The 21,782-nt window shown below is 61.1% G+C and carries 17 protein-coding genes and 1 pseudogene; 9 read left to right on the top strand and 9 right to left on the bottom strand.

Going from position 1 to position 21,782, the window contains the following annotated elements; translation table 11 throughout:
- Positions 1-115: 115 nt before the first annotated feature.
- The 8 genes from IPM54_44165 to IPM54_44130 all read right to left on the bottom strand — a co-directional run bounded on the left by IPM54_44165 (position 116) and on the right by IPM54_44130 (position 9,657).
- Entirely contained in the window at positions 116-796 is a 681-nt protein-coding gene (locus IPM54_44165; protein MBK9266769.1) for a hypothetical protein, read from the bottom strand.
- A 67-nt stretch (positions 797-863) separates the two neighbouring features.
- A complete protein-coding gene (locus IPM54_44160; protein ID MBK9266768.1) occupies positions 864-1,880 on the bottom strand; it encodes a hypothetical protein in 1,017 nt (338 codons plus the stop codon).
- 66 nt (positions 1,881-1,946) lie between these two features.
- Positions 1,947-3,983 (bottom strand): hypothetical protein, encoded by a 2,037-nt coding sequence (locus IPM54_44155; protein MBK9266767.1) that lies wholly within the window; start codon positions 3,981-3,983, stop codon positions 1,947-1,949.
- Between the two features lie 17 nt (positions 3,984-4,000).
- Entirely contained in the window at positions 4,001-5,431 is a 1,431-nt protein-coding gene (locus IPM54_44150) for a hypothetical protein (protein MBK9266766.1), read from the bottom strand.
- Positions 5,428-7,773 (bottom strand): bifunctional metallophosphatase/5'-nucleotidase, encoded by a 2,346-nt coding sequence (locus IPM54_44145; protein ID MBK9266765.1) that lies wholly within the window; start codon positions 7,771-7,773, stop codon positions 5,428-5,430. The genes IPM54_44150 and IPM54_44145 overlap by 4 nt, the downstream gene beginning before the upstream one ends.
- 299 nt (positions 7,774-8,072) lie before the next feature.
- Positions 8,073-8,627 carry a hypothetical protein gene (locus IPM54_44140; GenBank protein MBK9266764.1) on the bottom strand — a complete coding sequence of 185 codons (555 nt, stop codon included), beginning with the start codon at positions 8,625-8,627 and terminating at the stop codon, positions 8,073-8,075.
- A complete protein-coding gene (locus IPM54_44135; GenBank protein ID MBK9266763.1) occupies positions 8,624-9,214 on the bottom strand; it encodes a hypothetical protein in 591 nt (196 codons plus the stop codon). Before IPM54_44135 ends, IPM54_44140 begins: the two co-directional genes overlap by 4 nt.
- Entirely contained in the window at positions 9,211-9,657 is a 447-nt protein-coding gene (locus IPM54_44130) for a hypothetical protein (GenBank protein MBK9266762.1), read from the bottom strand. The genes IPM54_44135 and IPM54_44130 overlap by 4 nt, the downstream gene beginning before the upstream one ends.
- A 93-nt stretch (positions 9,658-9,750) precedes the next feature.
- Here IPM54_44130 and IPM54_44125 point away from each other — a divergent pair.
- Together IPM54_44125 and IPM54_44120 are read left to right on the top strand one after the other, a co-directional pair.
- Positions 9,751-11,153: pseudogene (locus IPM54_44125) on the top strand (aminopeptidase P family protein).
- Positions 11,154-11,307: 154 nt separating this feature from the next.
- A complete protein-coding gene (locus tag IPM54_44120; GenBank protein MBK9266761.1) occupies positions 11,308-12,669 on the top strand; it encodes a hypothetical protein in 1,362 nt (453 codons plus the stop codon).
- A gap of 110 nt (positions 12,670-12,779) precedes the next feature.
- Here the strand turns inward: IPM54_44120 and IPM54_44115 are convergent, their stop codons facing one another.
- The gene (locus tag IPM54_44115) at positions 12,780-14,936 is read right to left on the bottom strand and encodes a protein kinase (GenBank protein ID MBK9266760.1); all 2,157 of its coding nucleotides are present in this window, start codon (positions 14,934-14,936) and stop codon (positions 12,780-12,782) included.
- Between the two features lie 198 nt (positions 14,937-15,134).
- On the opposite strand from IPM54_44115, the gene IPM54_44110 reads away from it, so the two are divergent.
- The 7 genes from IPM54_44110 to IPM54_44080 all read left to right on the top strand — a co-directional run bounded on the left by IPM54_44110 (position 15,135) and on the right by IPM54_44080 (position 21,732).
- On the top strand, positions 15,135-15,482 hold the full coding sequence (locus tag IPM54_44110) for a winged helix-turn-helix transcriptional regulator (protein ID MBK9266759.1): 348 nt from the start codon (positions 15,135-15,137) through the stop codon (positions 15,480-15,482).
- Between the two features lie 55 nt (positions 15,483-15,537).
- A complete protein-coding gene (arsD, locus tag IPM54_44105) occupies positions 15,538-15,927 on the top strand; it encodes an arsenite efflux transporter metallochaperone ArsD (protein ID MBK9266758.1) in 390 nt (129 codons plus the stop codon).
- An 11-nt stretch (positions 15,928-15,938) separates the two neighbouring features.
- Complete coding sequence (gene arsA, locus IPM54_44100) at positions 15,939-17,729, top strand: arsenical pump-driving ATPase (protein ID MBK9266757.1); 1,791 nt, start codon at positions 15,939-15,941, stop codon at positions 17,727-17,729.
- Positions 17,730-17,955: 226 nt separating this feature from the next.
- The gene (locus IPM54_44095) at positions 17,956-18,390 is read left to right on the top strand and encodes an arsenate reductase ArsC (protein ID MBK9266756.1); all 435 of its coding nucleotides are present in this window, start codon (positions 17,956-17,958) and stop codon (positions 18,388-18,390) included.
- Positions 18,391-18,510: 120 nt separating this feature from the next.
- Positions 18,511-19,353, top strand: coding sequence for an arsenite methyltransferase (locus IPM54_44090; GenBank protein ID MBK9266755.1), 843 nt, complete (start codon positions 18,511-18,513; stop codon positions 19,351-19,353).
- On the top strand, positions 19,350-19,931 hold the full coding sequence (locus IPM54_44085; GenBank protein ID MBK9266754.1) for a sigma-70 family RNA polymerase sigma factor: 582 nt from the start codon (positions 19,350-19,352) through the stop codon (positions 19,929-19,931). Before IPM54_44090 ends, IPM54_44085 begins: the two co-directional genes overlap by 4 nt.
- Before the next feature lie 154 nt (positions 19,932-20,085).
- Positions 20,086-21,732: a protein kinase gene (locus IPM54_44080; GenBank protein MBK9266753.1), complete on the top strand. Its 1,647-nt coding sequence runs from the start codon at positions 20,086-20,088 to the stop codon at positions 21,730-21,732.
- The last annotated feature ends 50 nt before the right edge of the window (positions 21,733-21,782 follow it).

Genomic DNA, 21,782 nt, shown 5'->3' with positions numbered 1-21,782 from the left:
TACGTGGGACGCTTTGTGAGCCGGAAGCGGGCGAGTTCGGGACGCTCTTTCTCCCCGTCTCCACGGCAGCGGCCGAGCCTCGAGCTGGAGTCACGCGTGAAGCGAATGCACTCGATCACCTCCGCATTCGCTTTTCCGCTTCCTGCGCTTCTTCTTCGGCACGCACTTCTTCGAATTCCGCATCCATCACCGAATTCGGGCTCGCCACCCGCGCACCCGTCGTCACGCGCTTGCGTTCGCCGAATCGCACGCGGCGCAATTCGCGCACCTCATAACGAAGCGTGCCGTCGTCATCCACTTCGAGCGTCACACGGCCATCCGGGCGCTTTGCCATTGCCGTCAAAAAGGCATCCGCATCCGCTTCCGATATCGTCAACGCTCGAGCCAATTCCGCCGCCGTGACCGAACCCCCGTGCCTTCGCGCAATCGCCCAAACCGCTCGCTCCTGCGCGCCGCGTTCACGCTCCGCTCCACTCTGGAACAGCATGCGTCCGCCCCACAAGAACATTGCCGTGATGAACAAAGTCACAAGCCCGAGAAATCCTCCAACCACAAGACCCGCCGGAGGAACGAGCATCTGCAGAACGGCCCCGATGATCAATGCCACGAGCGTCCCGATGAAGAGCACGAGCAGGCCAGCGGCCGCCGCCATGCCCCCGCCAATCTTCGACGGCTGCCCCGCAACGTTCACCGGTGTGTCCTCGATGAGCGATCGCGGTGCACCACAAGCCGTGCAATAGGCTCGCACACCTCGCACGACCGTTGGCGCTTCTTGTCGGCAATTCGGACAGATCACGGAAAACGCTCCTGCCGAGCACAATAGCCGACTTCGGCTTCGAAAGCGAGCGTCGTGTGACGACGCTTCAGCCGGGCGGAAAAACGAGAATCCTGCGCGATTGTTTCCACGTCAAAAGGTCTGCCGTGCGCACCGTCGCCGTGACCTCCCAACGCACTTCATTGTGCGGAGCTCCAAACGACGGCGCCGCCGTATCCGGAATGTGAAACATTTCCTGAATGACCGTCACGCGCGCAGCTTCGAGGCGCAGACGGCCTCGATCGACGGGACGACGTTCGACGTGCAACGAATGCCGATATATCCGCGGCTCGTCCGGTTCGCTCGACGGCCGAGCGGCCACTTCGATGGCTTGCACGGAAAATGTCAATTCCGAGAGCACTTCGGCACGCGCCGGACGAAACGCCACCGAAACGGTGACGATATCCCCCGCACGGACGATTTCCGGATGCACGTCGAGCTGCGGTGGGCCGAGGCGTTGCCTGAGCGTACGCCTTGGTAAATGCGCGAAGAGCGCCGACAAACCCCCCACGAGCAGCAAGAGCGCCAAGACGCGCGTGTAGGGATTCGCGTGGAGCAAAACGAGCGCGACCGTGGCCCCTGCCAATGCCACGCCCACGATGGGATGTTCGATACCTCGAGATTCGTCGCTTTTTTCCATCGGCGCTTCGGGCAGCGGTCCCGGATAATACGCGAGCGCCGGGCGAGCGGGGCCCAGGCGATAACTTCGCACCGAAAGCGCTCGTTCCTCTTCGGTCCACGGAATCAACGAAATGCGAGCTTCAGCGCGTTCTCGCAGTGCCCAGCCCAATTTCGCTTCGGCGCGCAGCACCCAATGCACCGACAAGATGTGACCGTGATACGTCATCGGGCCGGCGGGCGCGGGCAGTTCGAAACGAAAAACTCGATTTTCGTTTGCCAATAGCTGCACTTGTTTGGCCAAAACGATGGGCGCGCCGCGCACTCCATGAGGTTCGCCTGGTGTTTCGACGTCCCAACCAAGCGTCAAAACCAGCTCGTCGAGACGTTTCGCTTCCGGACACGTGTATTCGACGTTTCCAGAGATGGGTTCGCCCGGGCGATGCACGCCGTCCTGCTTATCCAGTTTGATTGACAAACGGGGTGGCATGACGGGGCGCCGACGTGCAGCGGATCAGAACCGCGCCGAAACGCTGGTGCCGAAACCGAGGAAGTTGGGGCTGATGAACGTGCGCAATGCGAGCGTTCCTTCCGTCGGATCACGCTCGACGAACGTACCGTTGTTGTCGCGAACGAATTGCACCCACGCGAGCGCCGAGAGAATGGGGGAGATGTCCCATTTCAAGCTGGCCCTTGCTTGGAAGATGGGCACTTCCGTTTGATTGACCGGCAAAATCGCGATGTTGCCTTGTTCGCGAACGACGACCGTGCGGCTGATGGGCGCCGATGAATTGTCGATCGTGGCCGTGCTGAACGTCGCCGGGAATTGCAAACCGCCGCCGAAACCTGCCGTGAGCCGCGGTTTTTTGAAGTAATAATCACCGGCGACGGCCAAGAAGACTTCGTCCGATGATCCCGCGTCGGCCGGCAGCGTTTGGAAAGGAATGAAGCTCGGCTGGTTTCGCAGGACATACGGCAGATCGCGATAAATGACCGTTGCACTGCCGCGGAAATACGACGACTTGATGTTGGCTTGAAGCGCCGCGGCTCGTGCCGGTTGCATGGCCGTACCGCCGGCGACATCGAAATCCTTCAAATGTTGCCAGAGGTTGGTTCCTTCGAGCGCGACCGACCACGTCGTTTTCCCCTCGGTGTACGTTTCGGGCTTGAAAATGACCATTGGTTTGTTCGGGTCATTCCGATAAAGCGCGAAGTCGATCGATTGTGGTACGGGGGTCGTCTTGTCGTGCAAGAGCACGCGCGCGGACACGCCTGCCGTATAAATGTCCTGGCCTTCTACGTCGGGCAGGTCGAATCTGCCCTGCTGGAAATAACCGCCGCCCACGTCGATGTGCAAGTAATCCGTAGGATCGACGCTACCTCCGGCGAGCACGCCGTAATTCGTCTGGCCAACGCGGAATTCTTCGGCATTGCTTTCGCCGGTGTTGTCGTCTTGGAGCTTTCCTTCGAGCTGGATGATGTTTGCGGTTTTGAGGCCGAAGTAAACGCTCCAGTTTTTCCCTTCGTACGTGATTTTGCCGCCCGGTGAGCTGCCCTGAATACGCGGGAAAATCGATTGATTGATGAAGGGGTTCGTACCGCCCCAGGAAATGTCGTAAAGGTAGCCCAAGCGGAAGCGGTCGGTATCGAGCGGCCAAAGCGTGACCGACAAACCTTGTTTTCCGTTCGGATTGCCGTCGGTATGGTAAAACGCTCGAATGTACGTACCGGCGTCGTAAATGGCTTGATTCAGGTTATTCGCCTGCCGAGCGATGGCCGCGACGTCGAGACGCAGAAGCAATGCGGCTTCGGTATCGAGGTTTTTGATGAACCCCGGCATTTTCTTGTACAATGCCAGGTGCGTCAGGTTTTCGCGACCGGCGAAACGCGAATTCAAGTTGTCGAAGAAGAGGCGGTACGCTTTGCGATCACCGATGGCGGTGTCCGGCGAAAGTGGAAGCGCGCGACCCGTCGCATGAAGCACGTCGTCGTCACCCATGACCCACGTGAGGCGCGTATCCATGAAATCGCCGATACGCACGGGAGGCGGCGAGCTGCTCACCGTAGGCATGGGCGCCGTTTCGATGGCGGGTTTGGGTGCCGGTTTTACTTCGGCAGGCGGAGCGGGTTTGGGTTCGATGGCGACCGGGGGCGGCGCGGGCGGAGGTGGAGCCAATTTGGCTCGCAATGCGGCTGCGCGCGATTTTGCATTTTCAGCTTGCGGCCCGGTGCCCGCTGCGAGCTCTTCGAAACCTTTCGCGGCATCCTCGAGTTTCCCCGACTTTTCGATGCAATCGGCGAGCTCGAATTGGATGTCGTCCATTTTTGGCGCATCGGCCTTTTCGCCTTCGCTCGCGCGCGCTGCGCGGCTTTGTTCGAAAAGTGCACACGCGCCGGCCGTATCACCCGACGACAGCGTCGTGCGCGCCTTCTGCAAAAGCTCGGCAGAGCTTGCCCCTTGTGCGGCGGCGTCGGGCGCGACGAGACCCAAGACCAATGCGAGTGCGATGGAGGAACGAGCAAGCGTGCGATGGCGGCGGGGAGCGTGCATGAGCAATCCGAGGTCCTTCAGTTCGTACTTTGATCGGGGTCGTCGTTCGTGCGAATTCGAATACAAGCCTGGGTCGGCGGTAGATCTTCTTCTGCGCAGCCTTGCGTCTGGCAAAGAAGATCATCCGGGCAGCGTGCTTCGATGGTCCAATTCAGCGAGCCTCCGGAAAAATTGCGCAATGTGCCAGTGACCGCCGTGAGCACCTCCCCCTTGTGCCCCACCGGGTCGAATTCTGCCGCAGTACCCGTCTGAATTTGGATTTGCGTGCTCCCATTGTACACTTTGTAATTGCCGCGCGCGGAATACGACGTCCATTCGGTGCATTCCACGTCGGAGGCACAGTTGTCCGAACACTGGCCTTCCATCGGATTCTCGAAGTCGACTTGCCCGTCGCCATTCAAGTCGCAATTCGAATGGTCTTCGTCCGGTTTCAAATTCACGACCGTCTTCGGACCGAAATGCCTTCCAATGCGAAACCCCTCGATCCGCACGAGCGACGATTCGTGCTTCTCCATTTCCTTCGCATCGTTGATCAGCGCCCCATCGAGCAACGTCGGCGTGGGCATCAACATGCAATCCTCGGGCTTCTCGAGACGCTCCAGCTTGAACGAAGGAAATGAAATTTCAGTGAAACCGAAGAATTCCACCACCGTGCCGGACAAATACGTCACTTTGTCACAAACGCGCATGCCAGCCGGCGTCGAGAAATTGAACGCGAACATGTGATTGTATCCGGTTGCTTGTCCGGTCAGGTCCGTCACGTAAAACCCATCGCTCGACACGCGCGTCACGACGACCGGGAGCGCTCCTCTCGTTTCGACCTGCACCGCTTCGTATGGATACGGCGTCGAGGAACCATTGCCCTGAATGTCGCTCAGCCGCGGCAGCGAATAATAAATCGGGTTGGAGATTCCAGCGGCAAACGTTCCCACTTCTTCGTTGTCGTCGTCCGCAAAGGCACAGCCCGGATCGGCTGGAAAGTCGATGAGCTCGTCGCCATCGTCGTCTTTGCCATCCGCACATGCAGGGATTTTCGCCAATGCTACCGGAACATACCCGATGTCTTCGACCCACAATCGAGCATTGCCGTACATGGCCGTGAGCGTCGCCGTTCCTTTGGCTTTGCCACCTACGAGCGGGATGTTGCGCCCCGTCGCGCCATCACCCGTGACATTGATGACGACGCCCGGTTCGACCGTGAGCCGAACGACGCCGTCCATCGATACCGGTTCGCCATAAGGTGATCGCGCTTCAATCTCGAAATCCCACGTTTCTTCGATATCACCCTTGTTTGCAGGCAGCGGTGAATCAGCCGACGGCGGAGCCATTCCATTGACTGCGGTCACTCGAACATGAAACGTCGATAGGCCCGGCAGCGGCGGAGGAGTCTCCGTACAGCCTGCGCAAGAGAGCAGGAACAACAGCCCCAGCGAAGCGCATCGTTTCATTGTCCCACCATTCGAATGCGACCATCGGAGAAGTTGCCGAGGAATCGGTCCACGCATGCCAGGAATTTGCATTGTTCGCCGGCGTTTTTGCACGGCGCAAGCCCCTCTTGACACTGCTTTTCAATGGCCGGGGAAGGGGCATTGGAGCAGGTTTCGAGCTGCAATGCGGCGAGGTCATTGCGGCATTGCTTGAGCACGCACGATCCCTTGGCGCACGGTTTGGCCGGGTTGCTCGAGCACGTTTCGCCTTCGATGACCGATTCCGGACACGCGCACGCGAAGTCCGCGTCGAACTTCTCGCAATCCGCATCCGTTTTGCAGGTGATTTCATCTTCGTGATCGCACACGCCATCGGTCGTGCACGTGGCGGTCATACCAAGGAGTGTCGAGCATTCGTCCGATTGGCTCCCATTGCCATTGGCATCCACCGGACACGGCGGCCGGACCGTGCACGGCCTGCCGGCGCGAATGTAATCGACGAGCGCATCCCGCTGCTGAATCTGCGTATCGAATTGTGTCGTGTTGCGCTGGAGCACGCGGAATCCGCTTCCTCCACCAGCCAGGTAATTCGATGTCGCCAGCTCGTAGCTCGCCAGCGTATCGAAAGGCTGTCCGCAAAGATTCCGTTCGACGTTGCAGCTACCCACGCCTTTGTCGGGACAATCGTCGTCTTTGGCACACCGACACACGCCGCGCTGCGCATCACAACTGCCGGCGAAACCTCCACATTGGGAATCGGACGTGCATGTTCGAACGCCGATGTAGATGTTCTGCGCAATGCCGGGCGTCGTTTGCTCGGGCGTCCGCTTTTCGGTGCAATTGATCACGATACGTGCGCCTGCAATTTGCACTTGCGAAACGCATCCGCGGCCCGTCGATCGACGCGCGACGAAATCGAAGAGCTCCTGCACTTCGACGCCCGATAGCTGCATTTTTGCAATCGAGTTGTCGAAGGGAAAAATATTGTACATTTGCTCGACGGTGACCGGTCCTGGCACGAGATCCGCGCGAATGCCCGTCGTATTCGTCAGCGAAAAGTCCGTTTGCACGCCGAGACGCAGCCACATGGCCGTCGCGATCATATTGCCGAGCGGTGAATCTCCACCGCCCGTGGAAAACCGGCGCGAGCCATCGCGAGCATACCCGACGAGCAACTCCAAGTTCGCCAAGGCGTCCAAATTCTGGGCGTACGGCTCCAATATCGATGCGACCACCGGATCCGAAGGCACTTCCTCCGTCACCGGGAAGAGTCGATAATCGTTCGTCACGACCTCGAAACCGTTGGCTGCATCGTATTCGGATTGCCCGTCGACCGTTGGAAAGTCGGACGGATCGTTGGACAACACGAGATCGAGGCGCCCCACGAATTTCGCAAATGCACCCGAATGCGCCAAGATGACGTCGCGCGGCCGGCAATAACGCTTTGCCGGCGGCTCGCCCGGGTTCGGATTCGTGAGCTCGATGTAATAACTGTCTTTCTCGGTGTCGAAATAGGCCGAGCAATCCTTCATCCGCTTCGGCGGCTGCAGCACGATATGATTGTGCCCGCCCAATACGACATCGATGCCCGTCGTGTGCTCGATCATCTTCTGATCCACTTGGAGCCCCAAGTGGGTGATGAAGACGACGACGTCCACGACCGGCCGGAGCAAGTCGATGTAGAACTGCGCCACGTCCACCGTTTCGAGCGGCGTGATGCCCAAACGATTTGGTGCATCGAGCAGCGACGTCATGCTCGACAAGTTGCCCATCCCGATCACGCCCACACGCAGACCGTCGAGCATGAACACCGAGTATGGTTGCAGCGCGTTGCCGAGCGGCGAGTTCCCGGGTTGAGCTGGATCTTCGAGCAGGTAGTTTGCCGCGAGCACGGGGAACGTCGCGAAGTTCTGCAGTTGAAGCCCCAGGTTGAGCGCTCCGCGATCGAACTCGTGATTGGCCACGAGCATCGCGTCGACACCCATCATGCTGAGGGATCGGATCTCGGCTTCGCCCGAGAAGAAGTTGAAGATCGGCGCACCTTGAAAACAATCTCCGCCATCGATGTGCAGCACGCGTGACGAGCGCGCTCGTTCACGGCCGATGATGTGCGAGATCCGCGCCGCTCCTCCAACGTTGGCGATGCTCAGTGCTTCACCGAGGCCGAGCCCCGCGTCCACTTGACCGAGCTGCAAGTTGTAGGGGTAGAGCCGCGAGTGAATGTCCGAGGTGTGAAGCAGGGTCAGGTGCACCTGACCTTGCAGTTTTCGCGAAGGACCTTCCGATGTATCGCAGCCCGTTCCCAGAGCGAAAGCGGCGATCGGAGCGGCGAGAAGCGGAGCCAGTAGGCGTTGGAAGCGCATCGAACGAGGGTACGCTAGGCAAGGTATCGCTGGTGGCTCAAGCAAAAAGAGGCGGTGGTCGGTCGAACCGGCACAAAGCTCGGCAAGACGAACGAACGCGTCACCGGAACTTCACGCAGATGCCATCGGGATGATGAGGCGGTGCCCGTTCAAATTTGCGAACGCGGCCGCAGTTCGAATTTTTCGGCACTCGCGGGACCCCGAACTCGCCCGCTTCGCGGGCTCAAACAGCGGGGCCCCCCCGCAAGCGCCGAAAAATTCGAACTGCGACCTCAATTCCCCATGTGACGAGGTCTCTGTCACGGACACGCCGCGACGCAGCTCGAATACGCGCTGCTCGACGTGGCGATCTCCTCGCACGTCGCGTTCACGATGCACGCCGACAAACACTCGTTTCGACCGGTACATGTCGCAGGATCCGGATCGGAACAGGAAAACTTGCATTCGTCGCACAGCTTCTTCGCCGCCGCCGTACACGCATCTCCGCCGCCACATGCCGCAAGCGCATCTTCCTCGATGTCACAGCCGTCCCACGCGAACGTCTCGCCGTCGCGACACTCGGCTTCCTGCACCACGCAGTTCAGCCAGTCCGCATACTGCGTCGAACACCCGAGCCCTTCGGCCTTCGTTACCGTGGCTTCCACGTCCGAGATGCAGTCGTCACGCTGCTCTTGCGAACACCCTTCGCAGGTGCACTTGATCTCGCAAACCTCGTCGGACGACACGCCACAACCGCTCGCGAACGTCCCCATACCGAGCGTCATCGCCGACCAAGCACCAAGCCACGCCCAGACCCCACGCTTGGACCATCCCAGCTTCTTCGCCTCACGCATCGGCTCTACACCTCCGCTCACGGGCCACCACCGGACGACGTCGACGACGAGCTCGAATCCGTACAACCGATCACGCAGTCGACGTACGTCGAGCCTTCCGTCGGATTGGTGAGCTCATCGCAGCTTGCTCCGAGCGCGCAGAACGCCACGCACTCGTCCACAGGGCCGCAAGGAACCGTCCCTCCGCCCGAGAGACCACAAGCCGCACGCTTGGCAGCTTCTTCTTCACACGCTGTCTTGACGAACTTCGCCGAACGCGCCGAGCAGTCGCGGAGCGCGCTGCCTTCGATCGTACACGTCGACGCGACCCAGCCGCCGCTCTCGCACGAACCTTCGTTGGTGTAGCAACTGATGTAGTCGGCGAAGTAGGAAGCGCAGCCGTCGTACTCTGCCAGCCGCTCGGAATCCTCGACGTCATCGAGACAATCTTCGCGTTCACGCTGACTGCACCCTTGGCAATCGCAACGCGCGACGCAGTAAGAACCCGCGTTGCTCTCGCAACCCATACCGAACGATGCCGGCAAGAAAACGCCGAAAACGAGCATCGACGCGATGCCCAAAAAGCGCGCCCATCGCCTGGGCGGTTGCTTCACGTTCGTACGAATCATGGCGCCGTCGGTTTCGCCATCTCGTCACACGACATCGGCCAGTAGCCGCGAACCTTGGCATCGACACACGCCATGCAAGCGTTGCTGAACGTCTGCTGCGCCGTCGACATCGGGCACGGTGCCCGCACGCAACGCACCCCCGTGTCCACTTCGCCGCAGACAGGCCGAAAGTCCTTCGTGCAAGCTCTCATCTTGCGCGACTCCTCCGAGCACTGTTGAAACGCGAGCCGCCCGCCCGCACCTGGTTGCTCTTCTGGCGGCGCGGCTTCTTCGACAGGAGGCTTCTGCTCCGTCGGCTGCTCCGCCACGGGCTCGGACGACTGCGTCGGAGGCACCGTCACCGTCGGCGGCGGCGCTGCGGCACCCGCTGTTTCTTGCGTCGAACTGCACGCCGCGAGCAAGCCAAAAAGCGTCACGGTGAGGGCAAAGGAAATGTTCTTCATGGCAAACACACGAATCTTTCTCGAATGTCAGAAGCTGCTTCGCTTCTAGCCTCTTTCACCCATCGCATCAACATGCGCGGTATACTGCGCCGCATGCCCTGCCCTCGTTCCCACTGCTCCGTTTTCGTCGCGCGCCGCCGTGCACTGCAAAGCAAACTCCAAGGCCCCGCCCTCATCGCCGCAGGCTTGCCATCGCCCAGGAACTACCGAGCCAACCCCTTTCCGTTTCGCGCTGCGAGCCACTTCATGTACTTGGTCGGCTCCGCTCTTCCCGGCGCAGCGCTCCTCGTCACGCGCGATCGCGCAGTCCTCTTCGTCGAGCCCGAAGCCGAAGACGACGCCCTCTGGCATGGCGCTCGCCCATCGCTCGCCGACTTGCATCGCTCCCTCGCCGTCGACGAAGTTCGCCCTCTCGCAGACCTCGATGCAGCGCTTGCCGACCTTGGAACCAAGAACGTCGCGACGCTCCCGACCGAAGACGCGTGGAGCGCTGCATGGCTGTCCGCGCGCCTCGAACGCACCGTGCTCCCGTCCGGCGGCGATGCTCTCGCCCCGGGCAGTTCCGATGCAGCGCTCGCCGATGCGATGATCACCTTGCGCCTTTGTCACGACGTCGCCGCCGTCGCGCAAATGCGTGCCGCGGCCGATGCGTCCGTGCGCGCTCACTTGGCAGGCATGCGCGCCACGCGTCCAGGCGAGACCGAACATGCCGTTTGCGGCGCCATGATCGGAGCGCTTCGTCGCGAAGGCTTCGACGATGCGTACTGTCCCATCGTCACGATCGAAGGCGAAGTCCTGCATCACCATGGCCACGAAAACACCCTCGCCGCGGGCGATCTGCTCCTCGCCGACGTCGGTGGTGAATCGCCCGAAGGCTGGGCCGCGGACATCACGCGCACCTGGCCCGTATCCGGCACGTTTTCGCCCACCCAGCGCGCCATCTACGACGTCGTCCTCGCGGCGCAACGAGCTGCGATCGACAAGGTTCGTCCGGGCGTGCGTTACCGCGACGTCCACGAAACCGCCAAACGCACGATCGTCTCGGGCTTGCGCGACCTCGGCATCTTCCGCGGCGATGTCGACGGTCTCCTCGAGCGCGGCGCGCACATGCCATCTTTTTCCCACACGGCATCGGACATCTGCTCGGTCTCGACGTGCACGACATGGAGGATCTCGGCGATCGAGCAGGTTATGCGCCGGGTCGTTCACGATCGAAGAATTTTGGAGATCGCTACTTGCGTCTCGATCGAGATCTCGCGCCCGGCATGGCCGTGACGATCGAACCTGGGTTTTACCAGGTACCCGCCATCTTGCGTGACGAACGGCTCACGGGCGCGGTGGGTGACGACTTGCGCCGCGACGAGCTTGCCAAGTATGCCGACGTTCGCGGTATTCGCATCGAGGACGATGTCCTTTGCACCGAAGGCGCTCCGGAAGTGCTCACCGCAAGTTTGCCCAAGAATGCTGCCGACATCGAAGCGGCGATGCGGTCGTGACAATGCGTCGACGCTGAGCAGATCGGGTCCGAAATCGTTGGCTGCTCCACCCCGCGCCGCGTCATTGATGTGGTTTCGAGCGCGATAATTCTCATAATAGCGTAACGAGCGATCGGGTTGCGTGCCCGCATCAGGTTTGGTTTATGCTTGCAGCATGATCACCAAGCGCACCTTTTTCTTGGTTTCTTTTGGCGTTGGTAGCGTTGCGATCGGCGCATCGTCGTGTGCGCTCGACACGAACGGAGCCGTTGATCCCGACAAAATCAGCGATTTTGGCAGCAGTTCGTCCGGTACGAGCAGCAGCAGCTCGTCCGGTGATGCTAGCAGTTCGTCCAGCAGTGCCAGCAGCAGTTCGTCGGGTGGGGCTGGTGGAAATGGGGGCGTTGGAGGCACTGCGGGCGCTGGCGGCGTGGGTGGCGCTGGCGGCATGGGTGCAGCGGGCGGCATGGGTGGAACGGGCGGCGCGCTCATGTGCATGGGCACGGAAGTGGATTGCGATGGCAAATGTGTCGATACGTCGATTGACAGCCTCAATTGTGGCAAATGCGGCGTGGCGTGTATGACGGGCATCTGCCAGGGCGGCAAGTGTTTGGAGTGTATGCCGGGGGCCACGCAGATTTGTTATACGGGTCCCATGGGTACGCTGGGCGTCGGGCAATGCACGGGGGGCATGCAAACGTGTGATGTGGACGGCACCTGGGGCAAGTGCGAAGGCGAGGTTTTGCCGGGGAACGAAACGTGTGGCAATGGGATCGACGAGGATTGCAACGGGAGCACGGCTCCCACTTCGGATTGTCTCGTCAACTCGAACCTCATCGTGCGGTATTACCTCGACGAGGCGGCGAGTGGAAAAATGCCGACGCATGCGGTCGATTCGGCTCCCAATCCGCTCAATTTGCCCATTACCTACGTGGGCGGTTCGAATCAATTGCAGTACACGAACGTGGCATCGGGTCGCGGTCTGGAGTGGGCGGACGACGATAACAGTGGCGTTGCGAAGATCCCGGTCGATCCGACCAAAGTCAAAGCCATGTTGGACGGTAAGCAAAAAGCAACGATCGAGCTCGTCGCAAGAGTCGACACGGCAACGGGCAACTACAACCGCCTTTTGGCCATCGGAGCCGGCGGCACGAATCGATTTACGTTGGGCGTTTATGACGACCCCGAGTACAACTTCGAGATGAACAATTTGGTTGCCGGACGATGGTCTGCCAATTTCTCCGGAATGGGACGCGCCGTCTTGCACCTCGTCGTCGACACCACACACGGTAACTCCGCCAATCGTGTGCGGTTTTATGTGGATGGCGCCCTTCAAAGCAGCATTGGTGGTACCGCGCCGTCGCAGAATGCGACCATTGCACTCACCACGGGTATGTCGCTTTGCCTTGGCAATCGCGACTCCGAGGGCCGCTCGATCAACGGAGCCATTTATTATGCCGCGTTGTACGAGCGGGCATTCTCGACAGCGGACATCGACAAGAACGTCGACGTGTTGAAGATGTGGGACGACAAGTGAACATCGGCGCGTGCCATTGCACTCGCTATCGTCACGCATCGAAATGACTTTACCAGCGTATGGTTCGGATGTTCGGGTGCTCGTAGCGTGCGAACCGTTCCGCGTGCGCGCTATGCAAACGAATGGATGTCGTGCGGAACCAGCAAAGTGGTGTTTCCCGCGGCATCGAGCACGTGCACGCCTTCAGCCGTAAAACCAATGGCCACGAAGGCCGGCTTGTCCTCGCTCCTGCGATGATACACGATCCATTCTGCCGCTGAACCTCCACCATGCCGGCGGAGCACCTTGTCTTTCGTCATCAGCCACGGAATCCCGACGACGTCGAGCGCCATTGCGACCGGAATCCCAAAAGGCAAGCCGCCCTCGGTTTCGACGCTGTCGCCATCGAGCCGCACGATGCAGTCTTCTCCAGCGGCCCAGCAGTCCTTGCCGACGCCGGCGACCGCGACCAAGAAGGGTGGACGCTTGCGAAGGCGTTGCGTCATGATGCGACAAATCTCGTCGTGGCCAAGTTGGAGCGCTCGAGCCGCCGCGCCTCGTTTCCCGCCTACGACGAAGAGGCCCGATGTCCCATTGACCATGGCATGTACGGTTCCGCCGAGCGGCACTTCGTACGCCTCGCTCCACGAAACTCCATTTTCGGAAACCCACAATTCCAAATCCGATTCGACATTTTCCGCGTCGGCCGTGATGATGCCGAACATGCGACCATCACCCACGGTTGCGACGATGGGCCCGAGCGGCGCTCCGGATTGCGGCTTGGGCAAATTCATCAATGTCGGCTCGGCGCTGCGTCCGATGAGCAAAACATGAGACGAACCGACGAGGGCAAATCCGGCAATCGGACCACGGACCATCCATTTCGTTTTCTCGAGCAGACGGGCAACGTCGGGTTTTACGCCGACGACCGCAGCTTCTCCGTGGATGATGCTCACCAATTGGCTACCAAACAATGCCAAAATTCGGCCATCCGGCTGATACACGGCAAGGACGGGCCCGTTTGGCGCGGCTGAAGGCTGCGCATTGGAGCTCCACCGTGCGGGATGTTCCGCCACGCCCAAAATGGGAGTCGTCACTTTCTCTGCGGCCGCGAGCTTTGGCGACCTGAGCGTCGTGGCGGCGCGTTTTTCTTTTCTCGCGCGCGTTTTCCACTTGTCGGCGACTTTTTCGAGAAGTGGCAGCAAGTCCGCGGCAAACGCATCCACGTTGGGATATCGCTCGACACCCTCGAACAGCGAAGTCACCATCATTCGAGCGGCGCGTTCGTAGACTTTTCGGGCTTCGACGGTCCAGGCGCCATCGGGTAATTTGGAAGCGGCCCCGCGCTGGAGCACTTGGTCGATGCGGCTGAACAATTCACCTTCGGCATGAAACCCGTAATGGACGCGATTTGCATAAAGCAGGCTTCGCCTTTTGCCCGCGGCCCATTCGGGGTCGTTGTCGTCGCGGCACCAATCTTCCCCTCCGATGATGAACCATACGACGGCGGCGAGGGCATGGACGTCCGTCCAAACGCCGACGAGCGGATTGCGCTGCTTGGGAGACGAAAGGATTTGCTCGGGAGCGCCATAAGCGTACGTCATGCCCGCCAGTGTGGTTCCAACGCCGTCGACGCGAGCGATTCCGCAATCCGAAAGTTTTGGGGTTTCATCGTCGACGGGACCGACGACGAGCACATTGTCGGGTTTTAGATCGCGGTGAATGATGCGTTCTTCGTGCAGGATGCGCACGCCGTGGATGATGCCGCGAATGAGGCGCAATGCGCGGATCGGATCGATTCCTTCGGGTTCGCGTTCGACGCGTGCCGTGAGCGAAACACCGAGCGCCCCGCTGCTCACGAGCTCGAGGGCCAGCCAGGGCAGGCGCATGGGGGTTTTGCCGAGCAGCACGTCGAGCAGTCCGCTGCCATAACAGCCAACGACGAATTCGGTCGGAGGAACGCGTTCCATGACGCGTCCAAGCGCAATGACCTCGCGTTTGAAAATATCGTCGAGCGATGCGTTGGCGAGTTGGATCTCCATCACGGTCGCGGGCTTCATGATCTTGACCGCGACGGATCGAGGTGTGCGTTCCCAGAGATCATGCGAGCGAAACGCGGGATCGAAATCTGCTTGAAATACGGTCGACATGCCGCCGACGCCGACGAGGCGCGTCAGGGTAATGCCCGTGAAATGTCCCGTCGTGGCTTCGACGAGTGGCAGGCGCGACGTGACGAGGTCGCGCAGCTCGGGGTCTTTTATTCGGAGTGGCTCGGGCTCGAGGATCATGGATGGAGGATTCGGCATCAGATCCGATTTGTGAGGAGGGGTCAACCGGATCCCCGTACCTCTCAGTAAAAAGTGCGGATCGAGAAACCGTGCTTTTTGCACACGTGTGCCCGCGCAGGGGCCTTGCTCGAGGGAATGCAACCATCACGGACATTCGGGCTTGACGGATGTCGTCGCCTCGTCTATCGTCGTTTGCCGATGAAGCCCACCCCGCAAGCAGCCGACCCGTGTTGCCCGCCTGCCAACGAGCAGGTGGATCTGCGGCCGATCGAAGGAGACGAGGCCGACGAGGAGCTTGCGAGCCTGTCGAAAGCCCTTGGACACCCGGCACGGGTGAAGATTTTGCGCATCCTCGTGCGCAAAAACGCGTGCATTTGCGGCGACATCGTCGACGAACTGCCGCTCGCTCAGTCGACCGTTTCGCAGCACTTGAAGGTGCTCAAGGATGCCGGGCTCATCCGGGGCGACGTCGACGGCCCCCGCGTTTGTTACTGCATCGAACCTCGCGCGCTGCGGCGCTTGAAGGCGCTCGTGGGCGGCATCTGATGGTTTTCGCTCGTCATACATATCGTTCATCGCCGATAGCCGAAAGGAAGTTCCCATGTCCGTGACCATCCGCGTTTTCGACCCTGCCATGTGTTGCCCCACCGGCGTTTGTGGCCCGAGCATCGATCCCGAACTGGCCCGCTTCGCGGCCGACGTCGACTGGCTTCAAAAGCAGGGCGTGACGGTCGAACGCTTCAACCTGTCGCAGCAGCCGGCCGCATTCGCCGAAACGCCGGCGGTAAAACAAGCCCTCGAGCGTGGCACGGAGGTATTGCCGCTCGTGCTCGTCGGCGACCGTATTGCGGTCGAGGGATCGTACCCGTCGCGCGAAACGCTGGCTGCCTTGGCCGGGGTCGTCGTGAAGAAGCTCGAGTCGGCGCCTGCGGCAAAAACAGGTTGTTGTGCTCCAAACCCGAATGCCAAGGCGAAGACGAGCTGCTGCTGAAGGAGCATTCCGTGGACTTCATCGAACGCGCTCCGCGAAACCTTTTTTTTACGGGCAAGGGCGGCGTCGGCAAGACGAGCGTCGCCTGCGCGACCGCGGTCGCGCTCGCGGAGCGTGGTCGTCGCGTTCTGCTCGTCAGCACCGATCCTGCATCCAACCTCGACGAGGTCCTCGAAACGAAGCTCGGCAGTTTGCCCGTGCCCATTGCGGGTGTGTCGGGGCTATTTGCGTTGAACATCGACCCCGAGGCGGCAGCGCATGCCTACCGTGAGCGCATGGTGGGACCGTACCGCGGGGTGCTTCCCGATGCCGCCGTACGCAGCATCGAGGAGCAGCTCTCGGGCGCTTGCACGGTGGAAATCGCTGCATTCGACGAGTTTTCGAAACTGCTGGGCGACGCGTCTGCGACGCGGGACTTCGATCACGTCGTTTTCGACACGGCTCCCACGGGGCACACGTTGCGATTGCTCGAATTGCCAGCCGCATGGACCGGGTTTCTCGAGACGAACGTTGGCGGTACATCGTGCTTGGGGCCGCTCGCCGGTCTCAAAGCGCAGCAGGCTCTTTACGACGCTTCACGAGCTGCGCTCGTCGACAGCTCACGCACGGCGCTCGTGTTGGTCTCTCGCGCAGAGCAGTCGGCATTGCGTGAAGCCGAGCGTACGCGCCGCGAGCTGAGTGCGCTCGGCATCACGCGGCTGGAGCTTTTCATCAATGGCATTTTCCGCGCGCAGAGCGAATGCGACGCGGTCGCCATGGCCATGCAACGTCGGGGAGAAGATGCCCTTGCGGCAATGCCACAGGGACTGCGCGACCTATCGAGAACCGAGCTTCCACTGCTTCCATTCGGGCTCGTCGGGATGACGGCATTGCGGATGTTGTTCGGTCCGCGTAATGCCGACACAGCGCTCGCCATTGACGCCTCCATTGCAATGGCTGCCGTGGTGCTCCCGCCGCTTGCTGAGCTGATCCCAAAGCTCGAAGAAGGCGGTCGGGGCGTCATCATGACGATGGGCAAGGGCGGCGTCGGCAAGACGAGCGTCGCGGTGAGCATTGCGGTCGAGCTCGCGCGCCGTGGCCACAAGGTCCACCTCACGACGACCGACCCGGCGGCCCACGTTGCCGAGGCGATTGGGCAAGCGGTGGACGGTGTTCGCGTGAGCCGAATCGATCCCGTCGCCGAGACGCGCGCTTATGCGGACGAGGTCATGCGCGCAGCGGGGGCAAACCTGGACGCTGCAGGTCGTGCGCTCCTCGAAGAGGATTTGCGAAGCCCGTGCACGGAAGAGATTGCTGTTTTTCGTGCCTTCGCGCGCGTCGTCGACGGAGGCGAGCACGGCTTCGTCGTCATCGACACCGCGCCTACTGGGCACACGCTGCTCCTGCTCGATGCTGCCGAATCCTACCACCGCGAGGTGCTTCGCACGTCCGGCAGCGCGCCCGAGGAAGTTCGGCGCCTATTGCCGCGACTGCGTGATCCGTCGTTTACAAAAATTCTGCTCGTGACCTTGCCGGAGGCGACGCCTGTCCACGAAGCGGCTGCACTTCAGCGCGATTTGCTGCGCGCCGAGATCCGTCCGTTTGCGTGGGTCGTGAACCAGAGCCTCGTGCCTCTCAGCGTCACGGACCTAGTGCTCGCACGGCGCCGCGTGAACGAGGTGCGCTTTCACGCGGAAGTTCGTGAGCTTGCATCGCGCGTTGCCCTCGTGCCGTGGTCAAACCCCAAAGCGCTGGTGAGGCTCGACCTCGTAGCGACGTCCTCGACGAGGGGGCAGCTCGAAGTAAATGCCGCGGCCGGCTGACCTGCGCATCCAAGGAACCGGTTTTCATGACGAACGCCAAAGCCGGATTGCTCGGCAAGTTGTCTTTCCTCGACCGATACTTGACGTCGAGGTGCCCGTTCTCATCGGCCTCGTGAACGTGGCGCTCTGGGCGCAAAAACGGTATTTCCCGAATACCACCATCGAAGTTGCATCGCCCGCGTGCGCGATTGACAATGTAAAACCCTCCGCAGCGAAGAGCTGAACGATGAGTAACGATAACAAGAGCATCCTGTTCCTTTGCGTCGCAAACTCCGCGCGCAGCCAAATGGCCGAAGGACTCGGCCGCATGATCTTCGGCGACCGCGTGCCCGTGCTCAGCGCCGGAAGCGAGCCATCCCAGGTCAACCCGTACGCCATCGAAGTCATGCGCGAGCTGGGCGTGGACCTGACGACCCACCACTCGAAGTCCGTGCAGACCATCGAGCCGGAAATCGTGGGCACGGTGATCACGCTCTGCGCCGAGGAAGTTTGCCCGGTGTTCCTGGGCAAAGCGCGTCGACTGCATTGGCCGATCCCGGACCCGGCAAGCAAAGATGCGTCGATCCTCCGCGAGGAGATGCTCGCGCGCTTTCGCACGGCGCGTGACACGATCCGCGGTATGCTCGAGCGCTTTGCGCGCGAAGGATTGCCCGCTTCATGATGTGTTGTGGACAATACGTGTGGCGACCGAGCAGCGTATGGTTTTGGGTTTCTGGCGGCTTTCGAAGAACCTTGCGTCCTTTTGGGGAGGTCGGCGTCTTCATGGCAGGAGGCAACGAACATGAACGAACAGACGAAAGATGAAGTTCGCGCGGCGGTACGAGAGCAATACGGCAACGTGGCCCGCACGTCGGGGGCGACCGGCTGCGCGCCTGCCTGCTGCGCGCCGGGGGCAACGAGCGCGAATGCGAGCTTGGCGCTCGGCTACTCCGAGGAAGACCTTGCTGCCGTTCCCGAGGGGGCGAACATGGGTCTTGGCTGTGGCAATCCGCAGGCCATTGCGGCATTGAAACCCGGCGAGACGGTGCTCGACCTCGGTGCAGGTGGTGGCTTCGACTGTTTCCTGGCTGCAAAACAGGTCGGCCCGAGCGGTCGCGTCATTGGCGTCGACATGACACCGGACATGGTGTCGAAAGCGCGGGCGAACGCGCTGAAGCTGGAAACGACGAATGTCGACTTTCGCCTGGGCGAGATCGAGCATTTGCCGGTCGCGGACAACACCGTCGACGTCATTCTGTCGAATTGCGTGATCAACCTCAGCCCGGACAAGGGCGCGGTTTTCCAGGATGCGTTTCGGGTGTTGAAGCCCGGTGGCCGTCTCGCGATTTCGGACGTGGTCAAGCTCAGAGCGCTGCCGGAGGCGCTTGCAAACGACGTGGCTGCATTGACGGGCTGTGTGGCAGGTGCCGCGAGCGTCGAGACGATTCTGGCCTTGCTCCGCGTCGCGGGATTCGAGAATATTCGAGTCAATGTGAAGGAAGAGAGCCGTGCGTTCATTCGCGAGTGGATGCCCGGATCTGGTGCCGAAGATTACATCGCATCGGCGACCATCGAGGCGGTGAAGCCGGGCGGCGGGAAGGCTTGCTGTGGTCCGTCGTGCTGCGCGCCGGAGAAATCGGCATGATTGATTCGGCTGCACGCGGAGCATGGCGTGATCTGGACGCCAAACTGCGCCCGTTCATCGCGCGCCGCGTGCGCGCCGAGGCCGACGTGGACGATGTCGTTCAGGACGTCTTTTTGAGAATGCAGCGCGGCCTTGGAGGTTTGCGCGACGACGAGCGTTTCGGGCCCTGGGTGTACCAGGTCGCCCGAAGCGCCATCGCCGACCACCAGCGCGCGTCCGCTCGCAACCCGGTGGCATCCAGCGAGCCGCCGGAAGCCGAGGCCTCGGGCATCGAGGAAGCCGACGATGGCGCTGTCGCGCGCGAATTGGCCGCCTACGTCGCGCCATTCGTGGCGATGCTGCCGTCGCCCTACCGCGAGGCGCTCACGCTTACGGAGCTGGAAGGGCTCACGCAGAAAGAAGCGGCTGCGATGCTCGGCATTTCGGTGTCGGGCATGAAGTCGCGCGTGCAGCGGGGGCGCCAGCAGCTACGCGAGGCGCTCGAGGATTGCTGTCACATTGCGCTCGACGTGCGCGGGCGCGTGATGTCGTGCGAGCCGCGTGCAAACGGGCGCTTGCCCGAGGGTTGCTGCAAATAGCCATCGGTATCCGTGCCGATCGGCCGATTTACGCAAAAATCAAAGCAATAGGTCAGGGGAGCATCGTAGCTGGTCCTGCAAATTGTGTTGCAGCTCGAGCGTCCTCCGATGTAGCATCGATCGCGCCGAAAATGGTTTGAACACGGGGTTTGTCGTGTCCGCAGCGATCACAGCCAACCTGCCGAATGGCGGGCTATTTCAAGGGCGTTACCAAGTCATCCGCTGCATCAAGTCGGGCGGCATGGGTTCGGTCTACGAAGTGCTCGACGAAAAGACGGCCAGTCGAAGGGCGCTCAAGGTCATGTTGCCGCAGCTCCTTTCGAACGACGCGCTCCGCGCGCGGTTCGAGCTCGAGGCCAAGATCACAGGTTCCATCGAGAGTGATCACTTGGTCCGCGTGCTCGATGCCGGCGTCGATGCCGAGAGCAAAATGCCGTTTTTGGTCATGGAGCTTTTGCGCGGCGAAGACCTGGCCTCCGTCACGCAAAACCGGGGCGTTTTGCCCCCCGAAGAAGTCGTTCTGTACATCTTTCAAACTGCTCGGGCGCTCGACAAGACGCACGCCGCCAACGTCGTGCATCGAGATCTCAAGCCCGACAACCTCTTTCTGACGGTTCGCGACGACGATACGCCGTGCATCAAGATTCTCGACTTCGGGATCGCAAAGGCGACCGACGTCGCGATCGATGGCGTGCAAACCCGTCCGATGATGGGCACGCCGCTCTACATGTCACCCGAGCAGATGCGTGCGGAAAAGGTTGGAGCTCCAACGGATATCTACGCGCTCGCACAGATCGCCTATGCGCTGCTCACGGGCGAGCCATACTGGAAAAACGAGCTCGACGAGAGTCCGTCGCCGTTTCTCTTGGCGGTCGAAGTATTGCAAGGCGTGCAGGAACTTCCGAGCGTTCGGGCGCTTCGGCGTAGAAACGTGCAGTTGCCGCGGGCTTTCGATGACTGGTTCATCAAGGCCACTGCACGTTTGCCGGACGAACGATTCGCTCGCGCATCCCTGGCCGCCGGGGCGCTCGCCGAAGTGTTCGGCATCGAGTCTCCTGGTCGCTTCTCGCACCTTCCCGCGTTTTCCCGCACCGAAGCGCCGCCGCCAGGCGCGCAAGGCGCTCGAGAAGCTGCACCGAAAATCGAATCAGCGCCGCCGCCCGTCCAAATTGCGCCGAATGATCCGCTGCCCTTCATCGACACGGGTGTGGCGTCCGGCGCGCCCGATCGGGAAGCGCCGTTGGACTTGACAGAAAAACCTCGGCAACCGGCGGCGCCCGTACCAGCTCCACGCGAATCCGGCGTTCGTCAAGCCGCCGCGCTTCCAAAGACCAACCCCAATGCGCCCGTCGCAGCACCGAACAAACCGCCCGCCAAGACCGAAGCCGTGGGCAATGCACCCGTGACCGGCGTGGGCCTCAAGAAAAAGGGGTTCATCGTCGAAGTCGACGTGCGACGCGCCATCGTCAAAGTCAAAGTGTGGGGCTTTTGGACGCTCGAGGACGGGCACGCGTACGTCGACGAATTCAAACGCGCGGCTGCAAAGGTCATTGGCAGACCGTGGTACGTCTTGGCGGACATTTCGGAGTTCACGGCGCAAAAACCCGAAGTCAGCGCGCTCGTCGAACAAACGATGTCGTATGCGACGAGCAATGGGCTCGTCAAAGCCGCCAATCTCGTGAGCAGCTCGCTCGGAAAAATGCAAATTGCGCGTCTATCGCAAGCCATGGGTTTGCCCGAGTTTTCGTTTTTCCAAACGGAACGACAAGCCATCGATTGGCTCTTGGGCTCTGCCGCGTGACGCTTCCGACCAGCATTCGCAAACTTCATCCCACCCATCGCTAGATTTCA

The organism is Polyangiaceae bacterium, assembly GCA_016715885.1.
In the GTDB taxonomy this organism is placed as follows: domain Bacteria; phylum Myxococcota_A; class Polyangia; order Polyangiales; family Polyangiaceae; genus Polyangium.
The sequence above is the reverse complement of the archived record's forward strand: the minus strand, read 5'-3'. Positions and strand labels throughout refer to the sequence as shown.

Bases quoted from the DNA above. Each gene is read 5' to 3' on its own strand.
- IPM54_44145 (MBK9266765.1), bottom strand. From the start codon at position 7,773: ATGCGCTTCCAACGCCTACTGGCTCCGCTTCTCGCCGCTCCGATCGCC.
- IPM54_44150 (MBK9266766.1), bottom strand. From the start codon at position 5,431: ATGAAACGATGCGCTTCGCTGGGGCTGTTGTTCCTGCTCTCTTGCGCA.
- IPM54_44110 (MBK9266759.1), top strand. From the start codon at position 15,135: ATGAAGCCCACCCCGCAAGCAGCCGACCCGTGTTGCCCGCCTGCCAAC.
- IPM54_44155 (MBK9266767.1), bottom strand. From the start codon at position 3,983: ATGCACGCTCCCCGCCGCCATCGCACGCTTGCTCGTTCCTCCATCGCA.
- IPM54_44120 (MBK9266761.1), top strand. From the start codon at position 11,308: ATGATCACCAAGCGCACCTTTTTCTTGGTTTCTTTTGGCGTTGGTAGC.
- IPM54_44085 (MBK9266754.1), top strand. From the start codon at position 19,350: ATGATTGATTCGGCTGCACGCGGAGCATGGCGTGATCTGGACGCCAAA.
- arsD (MBK9266758.1), top strand. From the start codon at position 15,538: ATGTCCGTGACCATCCGCGTTTTCGACCCTGCCATGTGTTGCCCCACC.
- IPM54_44135 (MBK9266763.1), bottom strand. From the start codon at position 9,214: ATGATTCGTACGAACGTGAAGCAACCGCCCAGGCGATGGGCGCGCTTT.
- IPM54_44130 (MBK9266762.1), bottom strand. From the start codon at position 9,657: ATGAAGAACATTTCCTTTGCCCTCACCGTGACGCTTTTTGGCTTGCTC.
- IPM54_44095 (MBK9266756.1), top strand. From the start codon at position 17,956: ATGAGTAACGATAACAAGAGCATCCTGTTCCTTTGCGTCGCAAACTCC.
- IPM54_44090 (MBK9266755.1), top strand. From the start codon at position 18,511: ATGAACGAACAGACGAAAGATGAAGTTCGCGCGGCGGTACGAGAGCAA.
- IPM54_44115 (MBK9266760.1), bottom strand. From the start codon at position 14,936: ATGATCCTCGAGCCCGAGCCACTCCGAATAAAAGACCCCGAGCTGCGC.